20 protein-coding genes are annotated in these 19,607 nt (G+C 69.9%); 14 read left to right on the plus strand and 6 right to left on the minus strand.

All coding sequences use genetic code 11. The features are described 5' to 3' along the window. Positions 1–56 precede the first annotated feature (56 nt). The 5 genes from dnaK to O7614_RS02110 all read left to right on the plus strand — a co-directional run bounded on the left by dnaK (position 57) and on the right by O7614_RS02110 (position 4,792). Positions 57–1,928: a molecular chaperone DnaK gene (gene dnaK, locus O7614_RS02090; RefSeq protein ID WP_278136812.1), complete on the plus strand. Its 1,872-nt coding sequence runs from the start codon at positions 57–59 to the stop codon at positions 1,926–1,928. A gap of 47 nt (positions 1,929–1,975) precedes the next feature. Further along, the gene (gene grpE, locus O7614_RS02095) at positions 1,976–2,734 is read left to right on the plus strand and encodes a nucleotide exchange factor GrpE (RefSeq protein WP_278136813.1); all 759 of its coding nucleotides are present in this window, start codon (positions 1,976–1,978) and stop codon (positions 2,732–2,734) included. An 85-nt stretch (positions 2,735–2,819) separates the two neighbouring features. Continuing rightward, on the plus strand, positions 2,820–4,001 hold the full coding sequence (gene dnaJ, locus O7614_RS02100) for a molecular chaperone DnaJ (protein WP_278136814.1): 1,182 nt from the start codon (positions 2,820–2,822) through the stop codon (positions 3,999–4,001). 30 nt (positions 4,002–4,031) lie between these two features. After that, positions 4,032–4,472, plus strand: coding sequence for a helix-turn-helix transcriptional regulator (locus O7614_RS02105; protein WP_088991285.1), 441 nt, complete (start codon positions 4,032–4,034; stop codon positions 4,470–4,472). Positions 4,473–4,609: 137 nt separating this feature from the next. Continuing rightward, positions 4,610–4,792, plus strand: coding sequence for a hypothetical protein (locus tag O7614_RS02110; RefSeq protein ID WP_278136815.1), 183 nt, complete (start codon positions 4,610–4,612; stop codon positions 4,790–4,792). A 136-nt stretch (positions 4,793–4,928) separates the two neighbouring features. Here the strand turns inward: O7614_RS02110 and O7614_RS02115 are convergent, their stop codons facing one another. From O7614_RS02115 to O7614_RS02130, 4 genes are all read right to left on the minus strand, one after another. Further along, the gene (locus O7614_RS02115; protein ID WP_278136816.1) at positions 4,929–5,360 is read right to left on the minus strand and encodes a hypothetical protein; all 432 of its coding nucleotides are present in this window, start codon (positions 5,358–5,360) and stop codon (positions 4,929–4,931) included. A 393-nt stretch (positions 5,361–5,753) separates the two neighbouring features. Continuing rightward, entirely contained in the window at positions 5,754–6,968 is a 1,215-nt protein-coding gene (locus O7614_RS02120) for a cation:proton antiporter (protein ID WP_278136817.1), read from the minus strand. A gap of 5 nt (positions 6,969–6,973) precedes the next feature. Next, the gene (locus O7614_RS02125; RefSeq protein ID WP_278136818.1) at positions 6,974–7,474 is read right to left on the minus strand and encodes a TrkA C-terminal domain-containing protein; all 501 of its coding nucleotides are present in this window, start codon (positions 7,472–7,474) and stop codon (positions 6,974–6,976) included. 102 nt (positions 7,475–7,576) lie between these two features. Next, on the minus strand, positions 7,577–8,713 hold the full coding sequence (locus tag O7614_RS02130) for an epoxide hydrolase (protein ID WP_278136819.1): 1,137 nt from the start codon (positions 8,711–8,713) through the stop codon (positions 7,577–7,579). An 84-nt stretch (positions 8,714–8,797) separates the two neighbouring features. On the opposite strand from O7614_RS02130, the gene O7614_RS02135 reads away from it, so the two are divergent. The 9 genes from O7614_RS02135 (at position 8,798) to O7614_RS02175 (ending at position 16,881) form a co-directional block, all read left to right on the plus strand. After that, the gene (locus tag O7614_RS02135; RefSeq protein ID WP_278136820.1) at positions 8,798–9,442 is read left to right on the plus strand and encodes a TetR/AcrR family transcriptional regulator; all 645 of its coding nucleotides are present in this window, start codon (positions 8,798–8,800) and stop codon (positions 9,440–9,442) included. Positions 9,443–9,528: 86 nt separating this feature from the next. Further along, the gene (clpB, locus tag O7614_RS02140) at positions 9,529–12,120 is read left to right on the plus strand and encodes an ATP-dependent chaperone ClpB (protein WP_278136821.1); all 2,592 of its coding nucleotides are present in this window, start codon (positions 9,529–9,531) and stop codon (positions 12,118–12,120) included. 114 nt (positions 12,121–12,234) lie between these two features. After that, positions 12,235–12,615 carry a hypothetical protein gene (locus O7614_RS02145; protein ID WP_278136822.1) on the plus strand — a complete coding sequence of 127 codons (381 nt, stop codon included), beginning with the start codon at positions 12,235–12,237 and terminating at the stop codon, positions 12,613–12,615. 121 nt (positions 12,616–12,736) lie between these two features. After that, entirely contained in the window at positions 12,737–13,321 is a 585-nt protein-coding gene (locus O7614_RS02150) for a DUF4178 domain-containing protein (RefSeq protein ID WP_278136823.1), read from the plus strand. Positions 13,322–13,411: 90 nt separating this feature from the next. Beyond that, complete coding sequence (locus tag O7614_RS02155; RefSeq protein WP_278136824.1) at positions 13,412–14,179, plus strand: hypothetical protein; 768 nt, start codon at positions 13,412–13,414, stop codon at positions 14,177–14,179. 72 nt (positions 14,180–14,251) lie between these two features. Beyond that, positions 14,252–14,917 carry a hypothetical protein gene (locus tag O7614_RS02160; protein ID WP_278136825.1) on the plus strand — a complete coding sequence of 222 codons (666 nt, stop codon included), beginning with the start codon at positions 14,252–14,254 and terminating at the stop codon, positions 14,915–14,917. 10 nt (positions 14,918–14,927) lie between these two features. Next, positions 14,928–15,737, plus strand: a complete 810-nt coding sequence (locus O7614_RS02165) for an SDR family oxidoreductase (RefSeq protein ID WP_278136826.1) — start codon at positions 14,928–14,930, stop codon at positions 15,735–15,737. A gap of 169 nt (positions 15,738–15,906) precedes the next feature. After that, entirely contained in the window at positions 15,907–16,446 is a 540-nt protein-coding gene (gene pyrE, locus O7614_RS02170) for an orotate phosphoribosyltransferase (protein WP_278136827.1), read from the plus strand. Between the two features lie 57 nt (positions 16,447–16,503). Beyond that, entirely contained in the window at positions 16,504–16,881 is a 378-nt protein-coding gene (locus O7614_RS02175; RefSeq protein ID WP_030332125.1) for a metalloregulator ArsR/SmtB family transcription factor, read from the plus strand. A 169-nt stretch (positions 16,882–17,050) separates the two neighbouring features. Here O7614_RS02175 and O7614_RS02180 read toward each other — a convergent pair whose 3' ends face one another. Together O7614_RS02180 and O7614_RS02185 are read right to left on the minus strand one after the other, a co-directional pair. Next, positions 17,051–17,875, minus strand: coding sequence for a DedA family protein (locus O7614_RS02180; RefSeq protein WP_278136828.1), 825 nt, complete (start codon positions 17,873–17,875; stop codon positions 17,051–17,053). Positions 17,876–18,003: 128 nt separating this feature from the next. Then, entirely contained in the window at positions 18,004–19,596 is a 1,593-nt protein-coding gene (locus tag O7614_RS02185) for an LPXTG cell wall anchor domain-containing protein (RefSeq protein ID WP_278136829.1), read from the minus strand. Positions 19,597–19,607 lie beyond the last annotated feature (11 nt).

Here is a 19,607-nt window from a genome sequence, read left to right on the forward strand (position 1 = left end):
AGGCAGCCGCGGGCAGCGCCCGCACCTGCACAACCTTACGAAGCGAGGAAGCGAAGATGGCACGTGCGGTCGGTATCGACCTCGGCACGACGAACTCCTGCGTCAGCGTTCTCGAGGGCGGTGAGCCCACCGTCATCGCCAACGCTGAGGGCTCGCGGACGACCCCGTCGATCGTCGCGTTCGCCCGCAACGGCGAGGTGCTCGTCGGTGAGGTCGCCAAGCGGCAGGCGGTGACCAACCCGGACCGGACGATCCGGTCGGTCAAGCGCGAGGTCGGCACGAACTGGTCCGTCGACATCGACGGCAAGAAGTACACCCCGCAGGAGATCTCGGCCCGGACCCTGATGAAGCTCAAGCGGGACGCCGAGGCGTACCTGGGTGAGCAGATCACCGACGCGGTGATCACCGTCCCGGCCTACTTCAACGACAGCCAGCGCCAGGCCACCAAGGAGGCCGGTGAGATCGCCGGCTTCAACGTGCTGCGGATCGTCAACGAGCCGACCGCGGCCGCCCTGGCGTACGGGCTGGACAAGGGCTCCAAGGAGCAGACCGTCCTGGTCTTCGACCTCGGTGGTGGCACCTTCGACGTGTCGCTGCTGGAGCTGGCCGAGGGTGTCATCGAGGTCAAGTCGACCAGCGGTGACAACCACCTCGGTGGCGACGACTGGGACCAGCGGATCATCGACCACCTGGTCAAGACGTTCCGCGGTGAGCACGGCATCGACCTCGGTCAGGACAAGATGGCCCTCCAGCGCCTCCGTGAGGCCGCCGAGAAGGCCAAGATCGAGCTGTCCGCCGCCACCACCACCAACATCAACCTGCCGTACATCACGGCCGGCGCGGCCGGCCCGCTGCACCTCGACGTGACGCTCAGCCGTGCCGAGTTCCAGCGGATGACGCAGGACCTGCTGGACCGCTGCAAGGGCCCGTTCGAGCAGGCCGTCAAGGACGCCGGGATCAAGATCTCCGACGTCGAGCACGTCATCCTGGTCGGCGGTTCGACCCGGATGCCCGCCGTGACCGACCTGGTCAAGCAGCTCACCGGTCGGGACCCCAACAAGGGCGTCAACCCGGACGAGGTCGTCGCCGTCGGCGCCGCCCTCCAGGCCGGTGTGCTCAAGGGTGAGGTCAAGGACGTCCTGCTGCTCGACGTGACCCCGCTGAGCCTGGGCATCGAGACCAAGGGCGGCATCTTCACCAAGCTGATCGAGCGCAACACCACCATCCCGACCAAGCGCTCCGAGGTCTTCACCACGGCGGACGACAACCAGCCGTCGGTGCTGATCCAGGTCTTCCAGGGTGAGCGTGAGATCGCGGCCTACAACAAGAAGCTCGGCACCTTCGAGCTGACCGGTCTCCCGCCGGCGCCGCGCGGCGTGCCGCAGATCGAGGTCGCCTTCGACATCGACGCCAACGGCATCGTCAACGTGCACGCCAAGGACCTGGGCACCGGCAAGGAACAGAAGATGACGATCACCGGTGGCTCGTCGCTGCCGAAGGACGACATCGAGCGGATGCGCCGGGACGCCGAGGAGCACGCGGAGGAGGACAAGCGCCGCCGCGACGACGCCGAGACCCGCAACGTGGCCGAGGCGCTCCAGTGGCAGACCGAGAAGTTCCTCGCCGAGAGCGGTGACAAGCTGCCCGGCGAGAACCGGGAGCAGCTCAACGAGGCGCTCGGCGAGCTGCGTGGCGCCCTCGGCGGTCAGGACATCGAGAAGATCAAGTCCGCGCACGAGAAGCTCGCGCAGGTCTCCCAGCAGGCCGGTTCGCTGCTCTACTCGCAGCAGGCCGAGCAGGGTCAGCAGCCGGGTGGCGAGCCCGGCCCGGGTGCGACCGGCGCGACCGGTGCGACCGGCGGCACGCAGGCCGGTGCGGCCGACGACGTGGTCGACGCGGAGATCGTGGACGAGGACGGCAAGAAGTGACCGTCGGCCTCCGACACGTATCCACGGCGAAGGGATGAGGTAACCGCATGACGCAGAAGCCACGAGCCGCCGACCCGGTCGACGCCGGGTCGACGCCGGGTGGCTCCGCGCCCACGGAGCCGACCACCGGCGACGGGGAAGGGGTCGTCATCCGCAACAACCGCAAGCTCATCGACACGTCGGAGCCGGAAGGCACCGCCGCGGACGCGGAGACCGGCGTGCCGGCCGAGGGTCTGGTCGAGGACGCCGAGGTCGTGGTCGACGAGATCGAGGTCGAGGTCAACGCCACCGACGGTCCGGAACCCTCCGGTCCGCCGGTGGTGGACGCCCCGGCGCAGCCGGTCGACGGCGGCGGCACCGGCAGCCCGCTCGGCGCCGAACTGGAGGCGCTCCGGGCCGAGCTGGACGAGCGGACCAGGGATCTGCAGCGGGTGTCGGCGGAGTACGCCAACTACCGCAAGCGGGTCGACCGGGACCGCAGCCTGGTGCAGGAGCAGGCCACCGGCTCGGTGTTGGCCGCGCTGTTGCCGATCCTCGACGACCTGGACAGGGCTCGGGAACACGGCGACCTGGTCGGGCCGTTCGGCACGGTGGCGGAACAGCTCACCACAGCGCTGGGCAAGTTCGGCCTGAACGCCTTCGGCGAGCAGGGCGACCCGTTCGACCCGACCCGCCACGAGGCGGTCGCGCACCAGACCTCGGCCGACGTCAGCGAGCCGACCTGTGTGCAGGTCATGCGGCGCGGCTACCAGCTCGGTGAGCGGCTGCTGCGCCCCGCGCTGGTAGCGGTCGCGGATCCGGAATAGTGCGAGACAGTGACCGGGCCGTCCCGCCCACCACCCAACGGTGGGCGGGACGGCCGGGCCACGAGGGTCGAGAGGAGGTGGACCGGTGAGTTCCAAGGACTGGATCGAGAAGGACTTCTACGCCGTGCTCGGCGTGGACAAGGCCGCCTCCGCCGATGACATCAAGAAGGCGTACCGCAAGCTGGCCCGCGAGTCGCACCCGGACCACAACCCGGGCGACGCCAAGGCCGAGGAGCGGTTCAAGGCCGCGTCCGAGGCGTACAACGTGCTGTCCGACGCGGGGCGTCGTCGTGAGTACGACGAGATGCGGTCGCTGTTCGGCTCGGGAGCCTTCCGCCGCAACGCCCGGGGTGGGGGCCAGCCGGGCGGTATGCCGTTCGACGTCTCCGACATGTTCGGCGGTGCTGGTGGTGGCGACCGTCGTTTCGGAGGCGCCGGCTTCCAGGACCTGTTCAGCTCGATCTTCACCGGTGGTCAGGGCGGTGGTCAGGCCGCACCGCGCGGTCCGGCCCGTGGCCGGGACGTGGAGACCGAGGTGGCACTCGACTTCGGTGACGCCGTACGCGGGGTGACACTGCCCCTGACGCTGCGCGCGCCGGGAGTCTGCGAAACCTGCCACGGCAACGGGGCGAAGCCGGGCACGCAGCCGCGTACCTGCCCGGTCTGCCACGGCGCCGGGGTGACCACCCGTGACCAGGGGGCGTTCAGCTTCTCCGAGCCGTGCCGCAACTGTCAGGGCGTTGGCACGGTGGTCGAGGAGAAGTGCCCGGAGTGCCACGGCAGCGGCGGGGTCACCAAGACCCGCACCATGAACGTGCGGTTCCCGGCCGGGGTGGCCGACGGTCAGCGCATCCGGTTGGCCGGGCGCGGTGAGCCGGGCGAGCGCGGCGGCCCGGCCGGCGACCTCTTCGTGCACGTCAAGGTTCGACCGGACGAGCTGTTCGGGCGTACCGGTGACGACCTGACGTTGACCGTGCCGGTCACCTTCGCCGAGGCCGTGCTCGGCACGGACCTGCGGGTACCCACGCTCGACGGCGCGGTGACCCTGCGGGTCCCGCCCGGTACGCCGAGCGGGCGGGTGCTGCGGGCGCGTGGCAAGGGTGTGGTCCGCCGCGACGGCCAGGCCGGTGACCTGCTGGTCACGTTGGACGTGGTGGTTCCGGCTCGGCTGTCGGACGAGGCGCGCGCGGCGCTGGAGGCGTTCGCCGAGCAGAGCCCGCCGGCGGCCCGGGAACATCTCGACGCGCGGGTGCGTCGGGTCGGTTAGTCCGATGGAATGGACGCGGAGGTGAGCGGGATGTCGGGCGAGTTCCTCGGTTCGGGTGACCCTGCCTACGAGGCCAAGGTGCTGATGATCTCGGTTGCGGCTCGGATGGCGGGGATGCACCCGCAAACCCTGCGGCAGTACGACCGACTCGGGCTGGTGCAGCCCGGCCGGGCCGCCGGTGGGGGGCGCCGGTACAGCGTCCGGGACGTGGTGCTGCTGCGCGAGGTGCAGCGGCTCAGCCAGGACGACGGGATCAACCTGGCCGGCGTCAAGCGCATCATCGGGCTGGAGCGACTGTTGGAGCAGGCTCAGCAGCGGGTGGCCCGACTGGAGGCGGAGCTCGACGCCGCGTACCGCCGGATCGCCGAGCTGGAGTCGCTGGCCCGCTTCCCGGGCAGTGACCTGGTGCCCACCAACCGCACGTCCACCGCGCTGGTGGTCTGGCGACCTCGCCGCACACCGGGTCGCTGACCCGCCGCTCACCCGGATCTGCTTCCTCGGCCCGGGCCGTACCGGATTCCCCGGCGCGGTCCGGGCCGCTTCGGTTAGCCTGTCAATAAGGGTCCAATCGGATTAATCCGGACCTACCGGCATGGCGAGGGGGAGCGATGGCGGAGCCGGCGAAGAACGTGGCCCAACAGACGGAAGACCGGTTGGAAGACCTGGCCGAGACCGTCCGCGAGAAGTTCGACAAGGTGACCAAGGGGACCTACCGGGACCGGGTCACCGGCGGCAGGTTCGCCGAACCGGGCGACCGGGGCGCACCCGAGACGGAACGAAAGCAGGACTGACCGGCAACCGACGTGCGGGCCGGGACTCACGGGGGGTCCCGGCCTGTTCGTCGTTGATGGGTACGGGCCGGGACGCCGGAGGTCTCAGCGCGGGGTCGCGGCCCGCTCGTCGTGCGGGTGCCGACCGCGCCTGGTCTCAGCCGAGGCGGCGGTTCTCGCGGACCAGGCCGCCCTCGCACCAGTCGCGGTAGACGAAGAGATCCGGTCGGGCCAGCAGCACCCGGCCGTTGTGTGCCCAGATCCTCATCAGCTCGTCACCGTCCCGCTCGGCCTGTTCGACGAGCTTGCGGAAGCGGCGTTTCGGGTGGGCGCGGAAGTTCGTCCGGATGCCGTCGGCCGCGTAGATGTAGAGGCAGTGCAACGCGAAACGGCGCGCCGGGCAGGTCGGATCCATGGCTAACTCGAAGAGCGTCAGGATCAGCCGGTCACCGGAGACCAGCAGATCCCAGTCGGGTGGCATCGAGGCCAACGGCACCGAATCGGGCTTGTACGCCCACGCTCGCAACTCCGCCGGAGTCGGGTCGACGGGGTTGGCGAAGCCGTGGAACGTCGATTCCTGCACGCTCACCGGCCAACCTTCCGCTCTGGCCCGCGGGTGGCAACGCTGCCTGCGGACCCTGGCTGCTGCGGCGAAACGGTAACCCGCCGCCGGGTGCTGCGGTAGTCCCCGTGGGGAGCAATTCCGCAACCGTTGGCTTGGGCGGCTGCACCGCATCGACAGCGCGGCCGAAGATGCTCCTATGACAATCCATGTTCGGCGGTTCCAGAGGGGTGCCGAGGCTCAGTTCGTCGCGGGGCTGGAATGGCTTTTCGCCCCTCCCGGTAACCGTCCCGTGGAGTGGGACAACGACCGAGCCCGTCGAGCGGACCACGCAATTGCTCGACAGTGGCCGACACCCCGAGTGGCGCTCCCGGGGTGTCGGCGCGACCCTCCTGGCTGCGGCCAGGGGGGTCGTCCAGGTCAGTGCAGGGGGTCGGCGACCGGAGTGCGCTCCTGTCGTTGGGCCACCGCACGGTTGCGCAGCCACCGCTTGAACCACGGGAAGTCCGGCAGCCGAGCCAGGATCGGCCCGGTCACCACGGTGATCAGGACGTACGTCGCGGCCAACGCCGCCAAGCTCGGCTCGACGCTTCCGGCGGCCACCGCGAGACCGGCGATGACGATGGAGAACTCACCGCGGGGTACGAGGGCCAGACCGGCCCGCCATCGACCGGGTTCCGCGATGCCGACCCGGCGGGCCGCGAGGTAGCCGGTGAGCGTCTTCGTCGCCATGGTGACCACGGCCAGGGCGAGCGCCGGCAGCAGCACCGGCGGGATGTCCCGGGGGTCGGTGACCAGGCCGAAGAAGACGAAGAACACCGCGGCGAACAGGTCCCGCAGCGGGGAGAGTAGCTCCGTGGCGTGGTGCGCCACCGGGCCGGACAGCGCGATGCCGACCAGGAACGCGCCGACCGCCGCCGACACCTGGAGCTTCGCCGCGATGCCCGCGATCAGCACCGTCAGACCGAGTACGCCGAGCAGTAGCGCCTCCGGGTCCTTCGCCGACAGCGCGGACGAGATGAGGTGGCCGTATCGGATGGCGACCACCAGCACGATCAGCACCGTACCCACCGCGACGGTGAGCGCGATGCCACCGCCGAGCAGGCCGCTGCCGAGCAGCACGGCGGTGACCAACGGCAGGTAGAGCGCCATCGCCAGATCCTCGATGACCAGTACCGAGAGGATCACCGGGGTCTCCCGGTTACCGAGCCGGCCCAGGTCGGCGAGGACCTTCGCGATCACCCCTGAGGAGGAGACCCAGGTGATGCCGCCGAGCACTAGGGCGGCGACCCAGTCCCAGCCGAGCAGCAGGGCGAACCCCGCGCCGGGTAGCGCGTTGAGGACGCCGTCGATCAGCCCTGCCGGGGCCGCCGAGCGGAGGTTGCCGACCAACTCGTTGGCCGAGTACTCCAGGCCCAGCATCACCAGCAGCAGGATGACGCCGATCTCGGCGCCGATCGCGAAGAACTCCTCGCTGGCACCGAGCGGCAGCAGGCCGCCGTGCCCGAACGCGAGCCCGGCGAGCAGGTACAGCGGGATGGGCGAGAGGCCCACCCGGCGGCTGAGCCGGCTGAGGAGCCCGAGCAGCAGCAGCAGCGCGCCGACTTCGACGAGCAGCGTGGTGACGTCGTGCATCCGCCTCAGCCGTCCGGGTCACTGTCGGCGAGGATGGCGGACACACCGTCGAGACCCCGTCGGGTCCCGACGACGACCACCACGTCGCCGGCTGCGAAGCGGAAGGAGGGGAGTGGTGAGACGATCACTTCGCCTTCGCGCAGGACCGCCACGATGGAGGCGCTGGTGCGGGTACGCGCCTTGGTGTCGCCGAGTTTCCGGTTGACGTACGGCGACCCCGCCGGGATGGCGATCTGCTCGGTGAGCAGACCGGCGGCCTGCTCGCGCAGCCCGGAGAGCTGACCGAGCATCAGCGACGCGCCGAGGATGTCGGCCAGAGCCTCGGCCTCGTCGTCGGTCAGCGGGATGTCCGCCTGGCAGGCGTCGGGATCGTCGGGATCGTAGAGGACGAGATCACGGCGGCCGTTGCGGTGGGAAACGACGCCCAGGCGGCGTCCGGACTCCGTCACCAGATCGTGACGTACCCCGATCCCGGGTAAGGCGGTCTGCTCGACACGTACTCGCACCTCGCCAAGGCTACCGCTAAGTGAACAGAACGCAGATCTTGGAAGGAAAGCGCCCTTCCAGGGGCAGTTTCCTTCCAAGGTCTATGGCTCGGAGCCCGGCGGTCAGCTCAGGCTGGCGAAGAACTCGCGGATGTCGGCGACCAGCACCTCGGTGGCCTGGTGGGCGGCGTAGTGGCCGCCGACGTCGCCGCGCCCCTCGACGTCGGTCTCGTACGCCGTCCACCGGACGATGTTGGCGTGGTCCCGTTCGGCGAAGCGGCGGATGGACTGGAAGTCACCGGGGAACATGGCCAACGCGGTCGGCGCGGTGGTCGGCTCGGCGGGTTGCTGGTCGGCGTGGGCGTCCTCCCAGTAGAACCGGATCGCCGACGCGGCCGTGCCGGTGAACCAGTAGAGCGCCACGTTGCCGAGGACGAAGTCCACGTCCAGGCTCTCGTCGAAGAGTTGGGCGTTCCAGGCGAGCAGGCCGACCGGCGAGTCCGCCAGGCCGAACGCCAGGGTCTGCGGCTGCTGGCTGTGCACCTGGTTGAAGGAGAACTTGTTCTCGTAGAACCACTGGAGGTGCCCGAGCGCAGCCTGGTCCGCTTCGGTCAGCTCGGCGAACTCGGCCGGGTCGCCGGAGGGGAACGAGAAGAGTTGGGTGACGTGGACACCGAGCACGTGCTTCCGGTCGGCCCGGCCCAACTCCGGAGCCACCATCGAGCCGGCGTCGTTGCCGACCGCGCCGTAGCTGTCGTACCCCAGGCGATTCATCAGCTCGGCCCAGGCGCGGGCGGTGCGGAACCGGTTCCAGCCGGCGCTGCGGGTCGGGCCGGAGAAGCCGAAGCCGGGCAGTGACGGGATGACCACGTGGAAGGCCGGCGAGTCCGGGTCGGTCGGCTCGGTGAGCGGCGTGATCACGTCGAGGTATTCCAGCACCGAGCCGGGCCAGCCGTGGGTGAGCACCAGCGCGGTGGCGTCCGGCCGGGACGACCGGACGTGCAGGAAGTGGATCTGCTCGCCGTCGATCTCGGTGACGAACTGCGGGTGGGTGTTCAGGCGGGACTCGACCGCACGCCAGTCGAAGCCGTTGCGCCACCGGTCGGCGAGGGCGCGGACGCGGTCGTTGCTCATCCCGTAGGTGTTGCCGGCTCCCGGCATGTCGGCGGGCCAGACCGTGCGGTCCAGGCGGGCGGCCAGGTCGTCGAGGGCGGTCTGCGGGATCTCGACGCGGAACGGGCGGATCGCGGTGCCGGTCATCTCGGAACTCCTTCGGAACGGAATGTTTCGTTCCGCATTACGATAGCAGACCGGAATGATCCGTTCCACTGATAGTCTGGCGTCATGTCGACCTCTTCCGAGAAGACGCTGGGTGGCCGCCGCGCCCAGGCCGCCCGCAACGACGAGGCGATCCTCGAAGCTGCCCGCGCGGTCTTCCTGGACGACCCGAAGGCACCCATCGCCGCCGTCGCCGAGCGTGCGGGGGTCGGGATCAGCGCCCTCTACCGGAGGTACGCGAGCAAGGAGGACCTGCTGCGTCAGCTCTGCCACGACGGGTTGCGCCGGTACGTCGCCGAGGCCGAGGCGGCGCTCGCCGAGCCGGACGACTGGGCGGCGTTCGGCACCTTTCTGGCCGGGGTGGTCGAGGCGGACGTCCACTCGCTCACCGTCCACCTGGCCGGCACCTTCACCCCCACCGAGGAGATGGGTCGGGACGCGATGCGCGCGAGCGAGTTGGCCACCGCACTGTTCGAACGGGCTCGCGCCAGTGGTCGGATCCGCCCGGACGTGGTCGTACAGGATCTGGGGTTGTTGTTGGAGGCGTGTGCCGCGGCCCGCGTACCCGATCCGGAGCGGACCGGCCAACTGCGCCGGCGGCAGCTCGCGGTGCTGTTGGCGGGCCTGTCGGTCGGGCCGGCAACGGATCCACTGCCCGGCCCGGCGCCCGCCGCGGGCGAGTTCGACTGGCGGTGGCGACGCCGGGAGTGACAGGCGTCACAGCGCTAAGGTTGAGTGGAATACGCTCAACTCTGGTTGTGTCCAATCCAGTGGACAACGCCGATCCGGGGGAGCCCATGAACGCCGAAAAACTCACCACCAAGAGCCGCGAGACCATCACGGGCGCCGTCACGCTGGCCAACCAGCGTGGTCACGCCACCGTGGAGCCCTGGCACCTGCTGCTGTCCCTCCTGGACACGGACGGCTCGACCGCTACCGGTCTGCTGCGCGCCGTCGGGGCCGACCCGACCGAGCTGCGCCGGGCCGCCCAGCGCGCGGTCGACGCCCTCCCGGCCGCCCGGGGCTCCAGCATCGCCGAGCCGACACTGGCCCGGGAGTTCGTCAACGCCATCGGTGCCGCCGAGCAGATCGCCCGCCCGTTGGGCGACGAGTACACGTCCACCGAGCACCTGTTGGCCGGCTTGGCCCGCGTGGGCGGCGCGGTGTCCGGCGCGCTGAAGACCGCCGGTGCGACCGAGGAGGCTCTGGTCGCGGCCTTCCCGACCGTCCGGGGTGGCGACCGCCGGGTCACCACCGCCGACCCGGAGCAGACCTACCAGGCGCTGACCAAGTACGGCGTCGACCTCACCGCCAGCGCCCGGGACGGCAAGATCGACCCGGTCATCGGCCGGGATTCCGAGATCCGCCGGGTCATCCAGGTGCTCTCCCGGCGTACCAAGAACAACCCGGTGCTGATCGGTGAGCCCGGCGTCGGCAAGACCGCGATCGTCGAGGGCCTGGCCCAGCGGATCGTCACCGGTGACGTGCCCGAGTCCCTGCGGGACAAGAAGCTGATCTCGCTGGACCTCGGCGCGATGGTCGCCGGAGCGCAGTACCGGGGCCAGTTCGAGGAGCGGTTGAAGTCCGTCCTTGAGGAGATCAAGAACTCCAACGGGCAGGTCATCACGTTCCTCGACGAGCTGCACACCGTCGTCGGCGCCGGCAAGGGCGAGGGCTCGATGGACGCCGGCAACATGCTCAAGCCGATGCTGGCCCGCGGTGAGCTGCGGATGGTGGGCGCCACCACGCTGGACGAGTACCGCGAGCACATCGAGAAGGACCCGGCTCTGGAGCGCCGTTTCCAGCCGGTGCTGGTCGGCGAGCCGACGATCGAGGACACCATCGGCATCCTGCGCGGGCTCAAGGAGCGCTACGAGGTGCACCACGGCGTCCGGATCACCGATGCCGCCCTGGTCGCCGCCGCCACGCTCTCGGACCGCTACATCACCGACCGGTTCCTCCCGGACAAGGCGATCGACCTGGTCGACGAGTCCGCGTCCCGGCTGCGCATGGAGATCGACTCCCGGCCGGTCGAGGTCGACGAGATCGAGCGCGCGGTCCGCCGGCTGGAGATCGAGGAGATGGCGCTGGCCAAGGAGCCGGACGCCGCCTCGGCCGAGCGGCTGGAGCGGCTGCGTAAGGAATTGGCCGACAAGCGGGAGCAGCTCACCGTGCTCTCCGAGCGGTGGCAGACGGAGAAGAGCCACATCGCCAAACTCTCCACCGCGAAGGAGGAGTTGGAGCGCCTCGGCGGCGAGGCCGAGCGGGCCGAGCGCGACGGCGAGCTGGAACGCGCCGCCGAGCTGCGCTACGGCCGGATCCCCGCCCTGAAGGTCGAGCTGACCCAGGCCGAGGAGGAGCTGGCCCAGCTCCAGGCCGACGGCGCGATGCTCAAGGAGGAGGTCGGCGCGGACGACATCGCCTCCGTGGTCGCCTCCTGGACCGGCATCCCCGCTGGCCGCCTGCTCGAAGGCGAGACGGCCAAGCTGCTCCGGATGGAGGAGTCGCTGGGCGGCCGGGTGGTCGGCCAGTCCGAGGCGGTCGGCGCGGTCTCCGACGCGGTACGTCGCGCCCGTGCCGGAATCGCCGATCCGGATCGCCCGACCGGCAGCTTCCTCTTCCTCGGCCCCACCGGTGTCGGCAAGACGGAGCTGGCCAAGGCCCTCGCCGAGTTCCTCTTCGACGACGAGCGGGCGATGGTCCGCATCGACATGAGCGAGTACGGCGAGAAGCACTCTGTCGCCCGCCTGGTGGGTGCCCCGCCCGGTTACGTCGGCTACAACGAGGGTGGCCAGCTCACCGAGGCGGTGCGCCGTCGGCCGTACTCGGTGGTGCTGCTGGACGAGGTGGAGAAGGCCCACCCGGACGTCTTCGACGTGCTGCTCCAGGTGCTCGACGACGGTCGGCTCACCGACGGCCAGGGCCGTACGGTGGACTTCCGCAACGCGATCCTGATCCTCACGTCCAACCTCGGGTCGTCGGTGATCGGTGACCTGACGCTGGCCGAGGAGCAGCGCCGGGAGGGGGTCCTCGCCGTGGTCCGGTCGCACTTCAAGCCGGAGTTCCTCAACCGGCTGGACGACATCGTGGTCTTCGCCTCGTTGCGGGGTGACGATCTGCGCTCCATCGTCGACATCCAGTTGGACCGGATGCGACGGCGGTTGGCCGACCGCAGGCTGGGCCTGGAAATCACCGACGACGCCCGCGACTGGCTCGCCGAGCACGGCTACGACCCCATCTACGGTGCTCGCCCGCTGCGTCGCCTGGTTCAGACCGCGATCGGAGACCAGTTGGCGAAGGCCCTCCTGGCCGGTCAGATCCGCGACGGCGACACGGTGAAGGTCGACCGCGGAACCAACCCGAACACCCTCGAGGTAACCGCCGCCTGACACGTGCCCCATTGACGTTGATCATGAAGTTGTTGCCCGACAGCTCGGCGTGTCGGGACAATAACTTCATGATCAACGGGGTCAACGTGGGCTGGGCGGGGAAGAGGTGGGGGCATGTTTGGTATCGGCAAGAAGTGGGAGCGGGACCTCGAGTCGGCAGTTGACGCCTTGGTCACGGCGGACACGCTCGCCTTTGGTGGGGTCGGTATCGCCGGCACGTTGTTGCCGGTGACCGAGGCATACCACCAGGTTGCGGCCACCCTCGACGACCACCCCGAGGAGGTACGCCGGCAGCTCGACCGGGTGCTCGCCGACGGCACACCCGCCGGCCGGGCGTACGCGGCGACGCTGCTGGAGCGGATCGACCCGGCGGCGGCCCGAGCGGCGTGGACGTCGCTGCGGGACGACCCGAGCGAGTTCACCACCTTCGTCGGCTGCGTGATGGACCGCGAAACCATCGGGAACTACGCCACCCAACGGCTCGCCGCAGCATGATCCATTCGCCGATCGGTGCTGCCCGATCGGTCCTGCGTGGCTGAGCTGTCGGCCACAGCGCGGGCCTTCCAGGTGCCGAAGGTTGTTACCGTCTGGCCGACGTACCTGGGGAGGTGGTCGGGTGGACGCGGTGACGACGTGCCTGGTGGCGGCAGCCGCCGTACTCGCGGTGGTCGCGATCCTGGTGCGGTCCCGCCAGCGGGCGACGAGCCGGACCGACGGCCAGTCGGCAGCACCGCCGCGCAGGGGCCCGCTGCGCCTGGCCCTGCACGACCGCGTCCGCATCCGCGACCGGGAGTACGCGGTGAGCGGCACCATCCGCCTCGTCGAGGGGGACTGGAGTTGGGTGCAGCACCTGCTCGACGACGACTCCGGCACCCGCCACCGGCTCTCCGTGGAAAACGGGCCCGAGGTGGAGTTGGTGCTCTGGACGGCCGAGCCGGGCGCGACAGTCACCCCGGGCGCCCCGACCATCGAGGTCGGCGGGCGGCGCTACACCTGGACCGAGACCGGGCAGGCGCGCTACACCGCCATCGGGGAGACCGGGCTGCCGTCGGCCGGAACGGTGCGCTACCACGACTACCAGTCGGGTGGTGCCGCGCGTCTCTCCTTCGAGGCGTACGGCGAGGAGGGCTGGCGGGTGGCCCGCGGTGACCTGCTCGACCCCGCCGACCTGACGATCCGCCCGACGACCGAGGACCGCTGAGCCGAACGGACGGGACGCGCGGGTCGCGACGGCATGCCGAAGTGGCCGGTTGTCGATACGGTGTGGGCGCGATCTTAGGAAAGGAGAATCGTGGTCGATTCCCAGAACACGCCGGCCCGTCAGCGGCCGTCCATCGTGTCGATTTCCAGCTATCTGATCTTCGTGTTCCTGGCCTGCCAGGTGATCAGTCTGATCATCACGCTCAGCACCATCGGTAAGACGCGCGACGCTCTCCGCGACGCGTACGAGGGCAGCACGGTCGAGAATGCCGACCAGGTGGTCGACGTCTTCGTCGCCGTCGGCGTCGGAGCCGGCATCCTGCTGTTGCTGCTCGCCATCGTGCTGGGCGTTCTGGCTCTGTTCAACAACCAGGGCCGCAACGGTGCCCGGATCACCACCTGGATCGTCGGCGGCATCATGGTCTGCTGCGTCGGTGGGGGCCTGTTCAGCAACGCGGCCGGCGGTTTCACCGGTGGTCAGACCAGCGGTGGCGGGCCGAGCGGCGAGGAGGTTCGGCGCAGCCTCGAGGATGCGCTGCCCTCCTGGATCACCCCGGTCAGCCTCCTGCTCGGCGTGATCAGCCTGATCGCGCTGATCACGGCGCTGATCCTGCTGGCGCTTCCGAAGGCCAACGAATTCTTCCGCAAGCCCACCGCGGCCTGGGAGCCGCCGACCCCGGGCGCCAGCTACCCGGGGCAGCCCCAGGCCCCTGGTCAGCCCGGCTACCCGCAGTCGACGGGCGAGCCCGGCTACCCGTCGGGCGGGGAGCCGAGCTACCCGCCGCCGCCGGCCACGAACCGACCGGACGACACTCCGCCAGCGGATCGTCCCGGGTCGACCCCGCCGTCGACGAGTTGACCGAGGGATAAGCACGACTCCGACGATCCCTCCGAGTAGGTTGCAACCCGACGCCTACCGGAGGGATTCGTCGTGTCGTACCCGGAATCGGCACCGGCCCGCCGGCCCGCCGTCGTCCTGCTGGCCTCGGGCGCGCTGCTGGTGATGGCGGTCGCCGCGCTCGCGTACGCAGTGGTCGACCTGGCAGTGCTGGGCGGGACTGTCGACGCGTTCCGCTCCGCGGCCCGGGACACCTCGGCCAGTCCGGAGCAGATCGCCGACGTGGTGACCCTGCTCCGCGCGTCAGTTGTGCTGTCCGCGGTGGTGGCCGCGCTCTCCGCTCCGGTGCTCGCCGGCCTGGCCCTGGGGCTGTTGGCGGGTCGCAGCGGCGCGCGGGTGGCCACCTGGGTGGTCAGCGGACTCGGCCTGCTCGCCGGCTGTTGCAGTGTGGCGGTGTTGGTCGGTGAACGGGCCGCGCCCCTGCAACTGGGCTCCGGCGAGCAGGCTGTCGCCGAGTTGCTGGGGCTGGTGGGCGACGCGTACCCGTCGTGGTGGATCCCGTTGAACGCCGGGCTTTCCGTCGCGCAGGGGCTCGGTTACCTTGTAGTAGCTACGCTGCTGGCGCTGCCGGCGGCCAACGCCTGGTTCGGTCGCCACCGCTCGACCGCGCCGACCATGCCGTCCGCACCACAGGCGTTCACGCCTGCCTCGTACCAGCCGCCGTCGGCGCCACCCGCGCCCCCGTACCCGCCCAGGTGAGGAATCCGCCGTGCCGCTCGATCCCACGACCGTTGAGCGCCGGGCCCTGATCACCGGGGCCACTGCGGGCATCGGCGCGGCGTTCGCCCGGCGGCTGGCCGCCGACGGCTGGCATCTGGTGCTGGTCGCCCGCGACGCGGCCCGGCTGACCGAGATGGCCACCGAGCTGGGCTCGACCCACGGTCGCGTCGTGGAGACGATCCCGGCGGATCTGTCCACGGACGACGGCTGTGCCGTGGTGGAGCGGCGGATCGCCGACGGCAGCCCGCTGCACCTGCTCGTCAACAATGCCGGCATCAGCCTGAACAAGCCATTCCTGCGCTCCACGGCGGAGGACGAGGCCCGCCTGTTGCGGCTCAACGTGCACGCGGTCATGCGGTTGACGCTGGCGGCGCTGGGACCGATGACCGAACGACGGGACGGGGCAGTGATAAATGTCTCTTCGGTCGCCGGTTTCGGCACGGCGATGCCCGGCTCGACGTACTCGGCCAGCAAGGCGTGGGTCACCAACTTCAGCGAGTCGGTGGGCCTTTCGGCGCGACCATTCGGTGTCCGGGTGATGGCTCTCTGCCCCGGCTACACCCGCACGGAATTCCACCAACGGGCCGGCATCAACATGTCCAAGACGCCGGAGTGGCTGTGGCTGCGGGCCGAGGATGTGGTCGACGAAGCCCTGCGTGACCTGCGCAAAGGCAAGATGGTCAGCGTCCCGGCGTGGAAGTACAAGGTGGTCGTGGCCGGCATGCGGCATGCGCCGCGCAGGTTGCTCCAAGCCGTCGCGAAGGACACTCGCGGTCGCATCGGTCGCGACGAGCGCTGACCCTCGGCAGGCCCACCGCGCCCCAGGGGCCGCCGCGTCACCGTTGGCGCGCCGCAGTCACGCCGGTAGCTGAGCGTAGTCGAACATCGCCAACCATCGGTCCCCCACCGGGTCGGTCAGGGTGGACCCCGCACGCGGCGTTCAGACTTGAGCAGTAACCTCTATCGCCATGGGGGACCACGACGACCTGCGTAAATTCATTACCGACCTGGCTGTGGTCCACGGACGGGTCGTGCTCTCCTCGGGGCGTGAGGCAGACTGGTACGTGGATCTGCGACGCGTCACGCTCCATCACCGGGCTGCCACTCTGGTCGGTCGGGTGTTGCTGGACCTCACCGCCGACTGGGAGTACGACGCCGTCGGTGGCCTCACTCTGGGCGCGGATCCTGTCGCGCTCTCGATGCTGCACGCCGCCGCTCCGACCGGTCGGGCCCTGGACGCCTTCGTGGTGCGCAAGGCGGGCAAGGCGCACGGTCTGCAGCGGCGGATCGAAGGACCGGAGGTGGCCGGCCGCCGGGTGTTGGCGGTGGAGGATACGTCCACGACAGGCGGAAGTGTGTTGACCGCTGTCGAGGCACTTCGCGAGGCCGGGGCGGAAGTCGTGGGCGTGGCGGTTATTGTTGATCGAGGTGCCGGCGACGCGGTGCGAGCCGCCGGATTGCCGTACCGGGCGGCCTATACGTTGGCTGACCTCGGCCTTGTGGCGTAAAAGTTTGCCGATTCGGATCTGCTGATATGCAGGCGGATCGATGCTGCTGGTGGAAGGATGGAATACGTGGGAACTGCGTTGGCCGAAATGACTATGCCTCAGATCTCGCCGCTTAACGGCGAGCCGATCGAACGTGCCGATGCCGAGCGTCTCGCCGGGGTCCTCAAGGCCCTTGCCGATCCTGCTCGGTTGCGGCTGCTCAGCCTGATCCAGTCGGCCCCCGAGGGCGAGGCGTGCGTCTGTGACCTGACCGCGCCGCTCGGCCTCTCCCAGCCGACGGTCAGTCATCACCTGCGTATCCTCACCGAGGCCGGTTTGCTGCAGCGGGAGAAGCGCGGTGTCTGGGCGTACTACAGCCTGGTCCCGAGTGCGATCGCGACGATCGCCGACCTGCTGACCCCGCCGCGTAAGCGAGCCACCAAGAAGGCCCGCTGACGTAGGGACAACACGCCGTCCCGCGTCGGGGCGGCGTCCGGTGACGAGCCAGGGGTGGCGTCACCGGTAGGTGACACCTGCTCGCCCCCGGTCGCACCACCGGAGGCCGGGTACGACATGCCGACGGCCGACCCCCTCTCCAGGGGGCCGGCCGTCGTCGTTCGTCGGGTCAGCGGTCCTGACCGTGCTCCGGGCGCCGGCGGTCGTGCTGGTGGTGCCCGTCGTGGTCGAACGCCTCCCGGGCCGCCTCCACCGCACCGGCGGCACTGGCTGCCGCGATCACCGCGACGGCCTCGCCGCGCTTACGGGCCCGCCGGTCACGGAGGAACTCGAAGAAGATCGGCAGCACCGAGATCACGATGATCAGGGCCACCACCGGCAGGATGTAGTGGTCGATCTTGTCGCCGATGGCCTGGTAGATCTGCTCCGCCAGCAGGTAGCCGATCAGCAGGATGCCGTCCACCCAGAGGACCGCGCCGACGATGTTCCAGAGCAGGAACTTCTTGGCCGGCATGCCGAGTGCGCCCGCGACCGGGTTGAGGAAGGTCCGAACGATCGGGATGAAACGCGCCAGCACCACTGCCTTCGCCGGGCCGAACTTCTGGAAGTAGTACTCGGCCTTCTCCACGTACTCCTTCTTGAAGAGTCGGGAGTTCGGCCGCTCGAACATCGGCCGGCCATACCGGGCGCCGAGCCAGTGCCCCAGCTGGGCGCCGACGATCGCGCAGATCGGCCCGCCGATCAGCAGGCCGGTCAGGGAGAGGCGGGTGCCGTCGCCGAAGATCGCGTCCGCCACCGGCGACGAGGCCACCCCGGCGAGGAACAGCAGCGAGTCGCCAGGGAAGAAGAAGCCCACCAGCAGGCCGGTCTCGGCGAAGAGGATCACCCACACGCCGATCAGCCCGAAGGTCTGCAAGAGTTCCTTGGGATCGAGCGGGTTCAGGGCGACGCTCTCCCCGAGAGCGCGGATGTTCTCAGCTGTGTCCACGGCCACAAAGGGTACCGAAGCCCAGGTCTCGTGCCGCGCCGGACCGGCCCTCCACCACCCGCCCGCGTGGTGGGGCCCAACGACGGTGCCCCGCCGACCTGGTGGCCGACGGGGCACCGGTGGTGCGGGATGGATCAGGCGACGAAGCGGGTCCGGCGACGCTTGGCCACCAGGTATCCGCCGACGCCTGCGGCGAGCAGCAGCGCGCCGAGGCCGGCGATCAGGCCGGTGGACTGGCCGGTGACCGGCAGACCGCCTCCGTCGCCGCCCTGGCCGCCACCATTGCCGCCGTTGCCGTTGTCGTTGCCACCGTTGTCGTTGCCACCGTTACCGCCGTCCGTGGAGGTCGGGTTGATGACGATCTTGGCGGTGTCGTTGCTCTTGTTCGGGTCACCGGTGAGCGTGGTGGTGAGGGATCCTGCGGCGTCCGGGACGACCGTGTCGATCCGCAGTCCGAACGAGTACGAGGTGTCGTCGTCCTTCCAGATCTCCAGGACCTGGCAGGCGTACTCCTTGGCGCCCGGCTCACCCCATGCTGCGTTCCACGGGTTCCACTCCTTCACGGGAACGAACGGCACGCAGTCGCCGGGGGCCTCGACCACCGTCGTGCCGGCCGGAACGGAGACCCGCACCGGCAGGTCCTCGAGTTGGATGCCCGGCGTCGCCTGGCCCAGGTATTCGAGCACAGCCGGCCCGAGGTTGGTGAAGCTCGGCTCGACGGTGACCACGTCACCCTTCTTGCCGCTCGCGGTCGCGCCCTTGGTCGCCAGATCAGCGTGGTTGCTGCCGGTCACCCGCACGGTCCCGACGGTGGTGTCGTTCGACCGGTCCAGATCGGTCTGCGGCACTCGCGCAGCTTGCATCGACTGCTCGACCAGGCGAAGCTTCCCGCCCTTGCCGGGCTTGACGTCCACAAACCAGTCCTTGAATGCCATATTCCAGTCGTCGGTGGTCCACCAATCCAGCAGGACCGGGAACCTGGCACCCGTGCGTACCTCCGGGGCGAGCTTGATGGGCAGGTTCCCGGCAAGCTTGTACGACTTGCCCGGCTCGATCTTCGTGTCGAACGTGCAGAACGAGGCCATTCCCCATTCGTCCGTCGTGCAGTTCGAGAAGTCTCCGCCGTAGGCGGCAAGGTACTCGGCTTGGATGACGAGGACAGCGCCATCGACGGCGGTCTCACCGGCGTTGCGCACGACGGCCGGCAGGCCGGCCGTGCCACCCGGAACGCCGCTGCTCTCGACGGTCGGGTCGCTGACCAGGTCGACGCCTTCGGCGATGGTGATGTCGGCCGTCGCCTTGGCGGTCTTGCCACCGGCGGTCATGCTGATCGCCAAGGAGCCCTTCTGGCCAGGCTTCGCGTCGTCCTTCGCGGTGACCATGTAGTCGAACGAGGGCGACTGCTCCTCCTCGATGTCGGTCTCGCAGTGCAGCTTCGTCGCCGAGACGTCGCAGGTCCAGCCCCAGGCCGGCTCCACGGTCGCGAAGGCGGCGACCGCCGACAGGTCGATGTCCACGGACGTCCGACCGAAGTTCATTCCGGACTCGGTGTCGGTCTGTTGGGCGTACAGGTAGCCGTAGTCGGTGTGGCCGGGTGCCACGAGCAGGTCATGTGTCGCGATCTCGAAGGGGGCCTCGGCGGCGACGGCAGGGCTGGCGGAGGCGGCGACGAACGCGCCTGCTACGCCGACTCCCGCGAGCCAACGCCGGGTGGAGTGAGAAAGCATGAAGGGGTTCC

The sequence above is a fragment of the Micromonospora sp. WMMD961 genome (assembly GCF_029626145.1).
Taxonomy (GTDB): Bacteria; Actinomycetota; Actinomycetes; order Mycobacteriales; family Micromonosporaceae; genus Micromonospora.

Bases quoted from the DNA above. Each gene is read 5' to 3' on its own strand.
- O7614_RS02185 (WP_278136829.1), bottom strand. From the start codon at position 19,596: ATGCTTTCTCACTCCACCCGGCGTTGGCTCGCGGGAGTCGGCGTAGCA.
- pyrE (WP_278136827.1), top strand. From the start codon at position 15,907: ATGGGGGACCACGACGACCTGCGTAAATTCATTACCGACCTGGCTGTG.
- O7614_RS02145 (WP_278136822.1), top strand. From the start codon at position 12,235: ATGTTTGGTATCGGCAAGAAGTGGGAGCGGGACCTCGAGTCGGCAGTT.
- clpB (WP_278136821.1), top strand. From the start codon at position 9,529: ATGAACGCCGAAAAACTCACCACCAAGAGCCGCGAGACCATCACGGGC.
- O7614_RS02130 (WP_278136819.1), bottom strand. From the start codon at position 8,713: ATGACCGGCACCGCGATCCGCCCGTTCCGCGTCGAGATCCCGCAGACC.
- O7614_RS02175 (WP_030332125.1), top strand. From the start codon at position 16,504: ATGGAATACGTGGGAACTGCGTTGGCCGAAATGACTATGCCTCAGATC.
- O7614_RS02110 (WP_278136815.1), top strand. From the start codon at position 4,610: ATGGCGGAGCCGGCGAAGAACGTGGCCCAACAGACGGAAGACCGGTTG.
- O7614_RS02120 (WP_278136817.1), bottom strand. From the start codon at position 6,968: ATGCACGACGTCACCACGCTGCTCGTCGAAGTCGGCGCGCTGCTGCTG.
- grpE (WP_278136813.1), top strand. From the start codon at position 1,976: ATGACGCAGAAGCCACGAGCCGCCGACCCGGTCGACGCCGGGTCGACG.
- dnaK (WP_278136812.1), top strand. From the start codon at position 57: ATGGCACGTGCGGTCGGTATCGACCTCGGCACGACGAACTCCTGCGTC.
- O7614_RS02135 (WP_278136820.1), top strand. From the start codon at position 8,798: ATGTCGACCTCTTCCGAGAAGACGCTGGGTGGCCGCCGCGCCCAGGCC.
- O7614_RS02105 (WP_088991285.1), top strand. From the start codon at position 4,032: ATGTCGGGCGAGTTCCTCGGTTCGGGTGACCCTGCCTACGAGGCCAAG.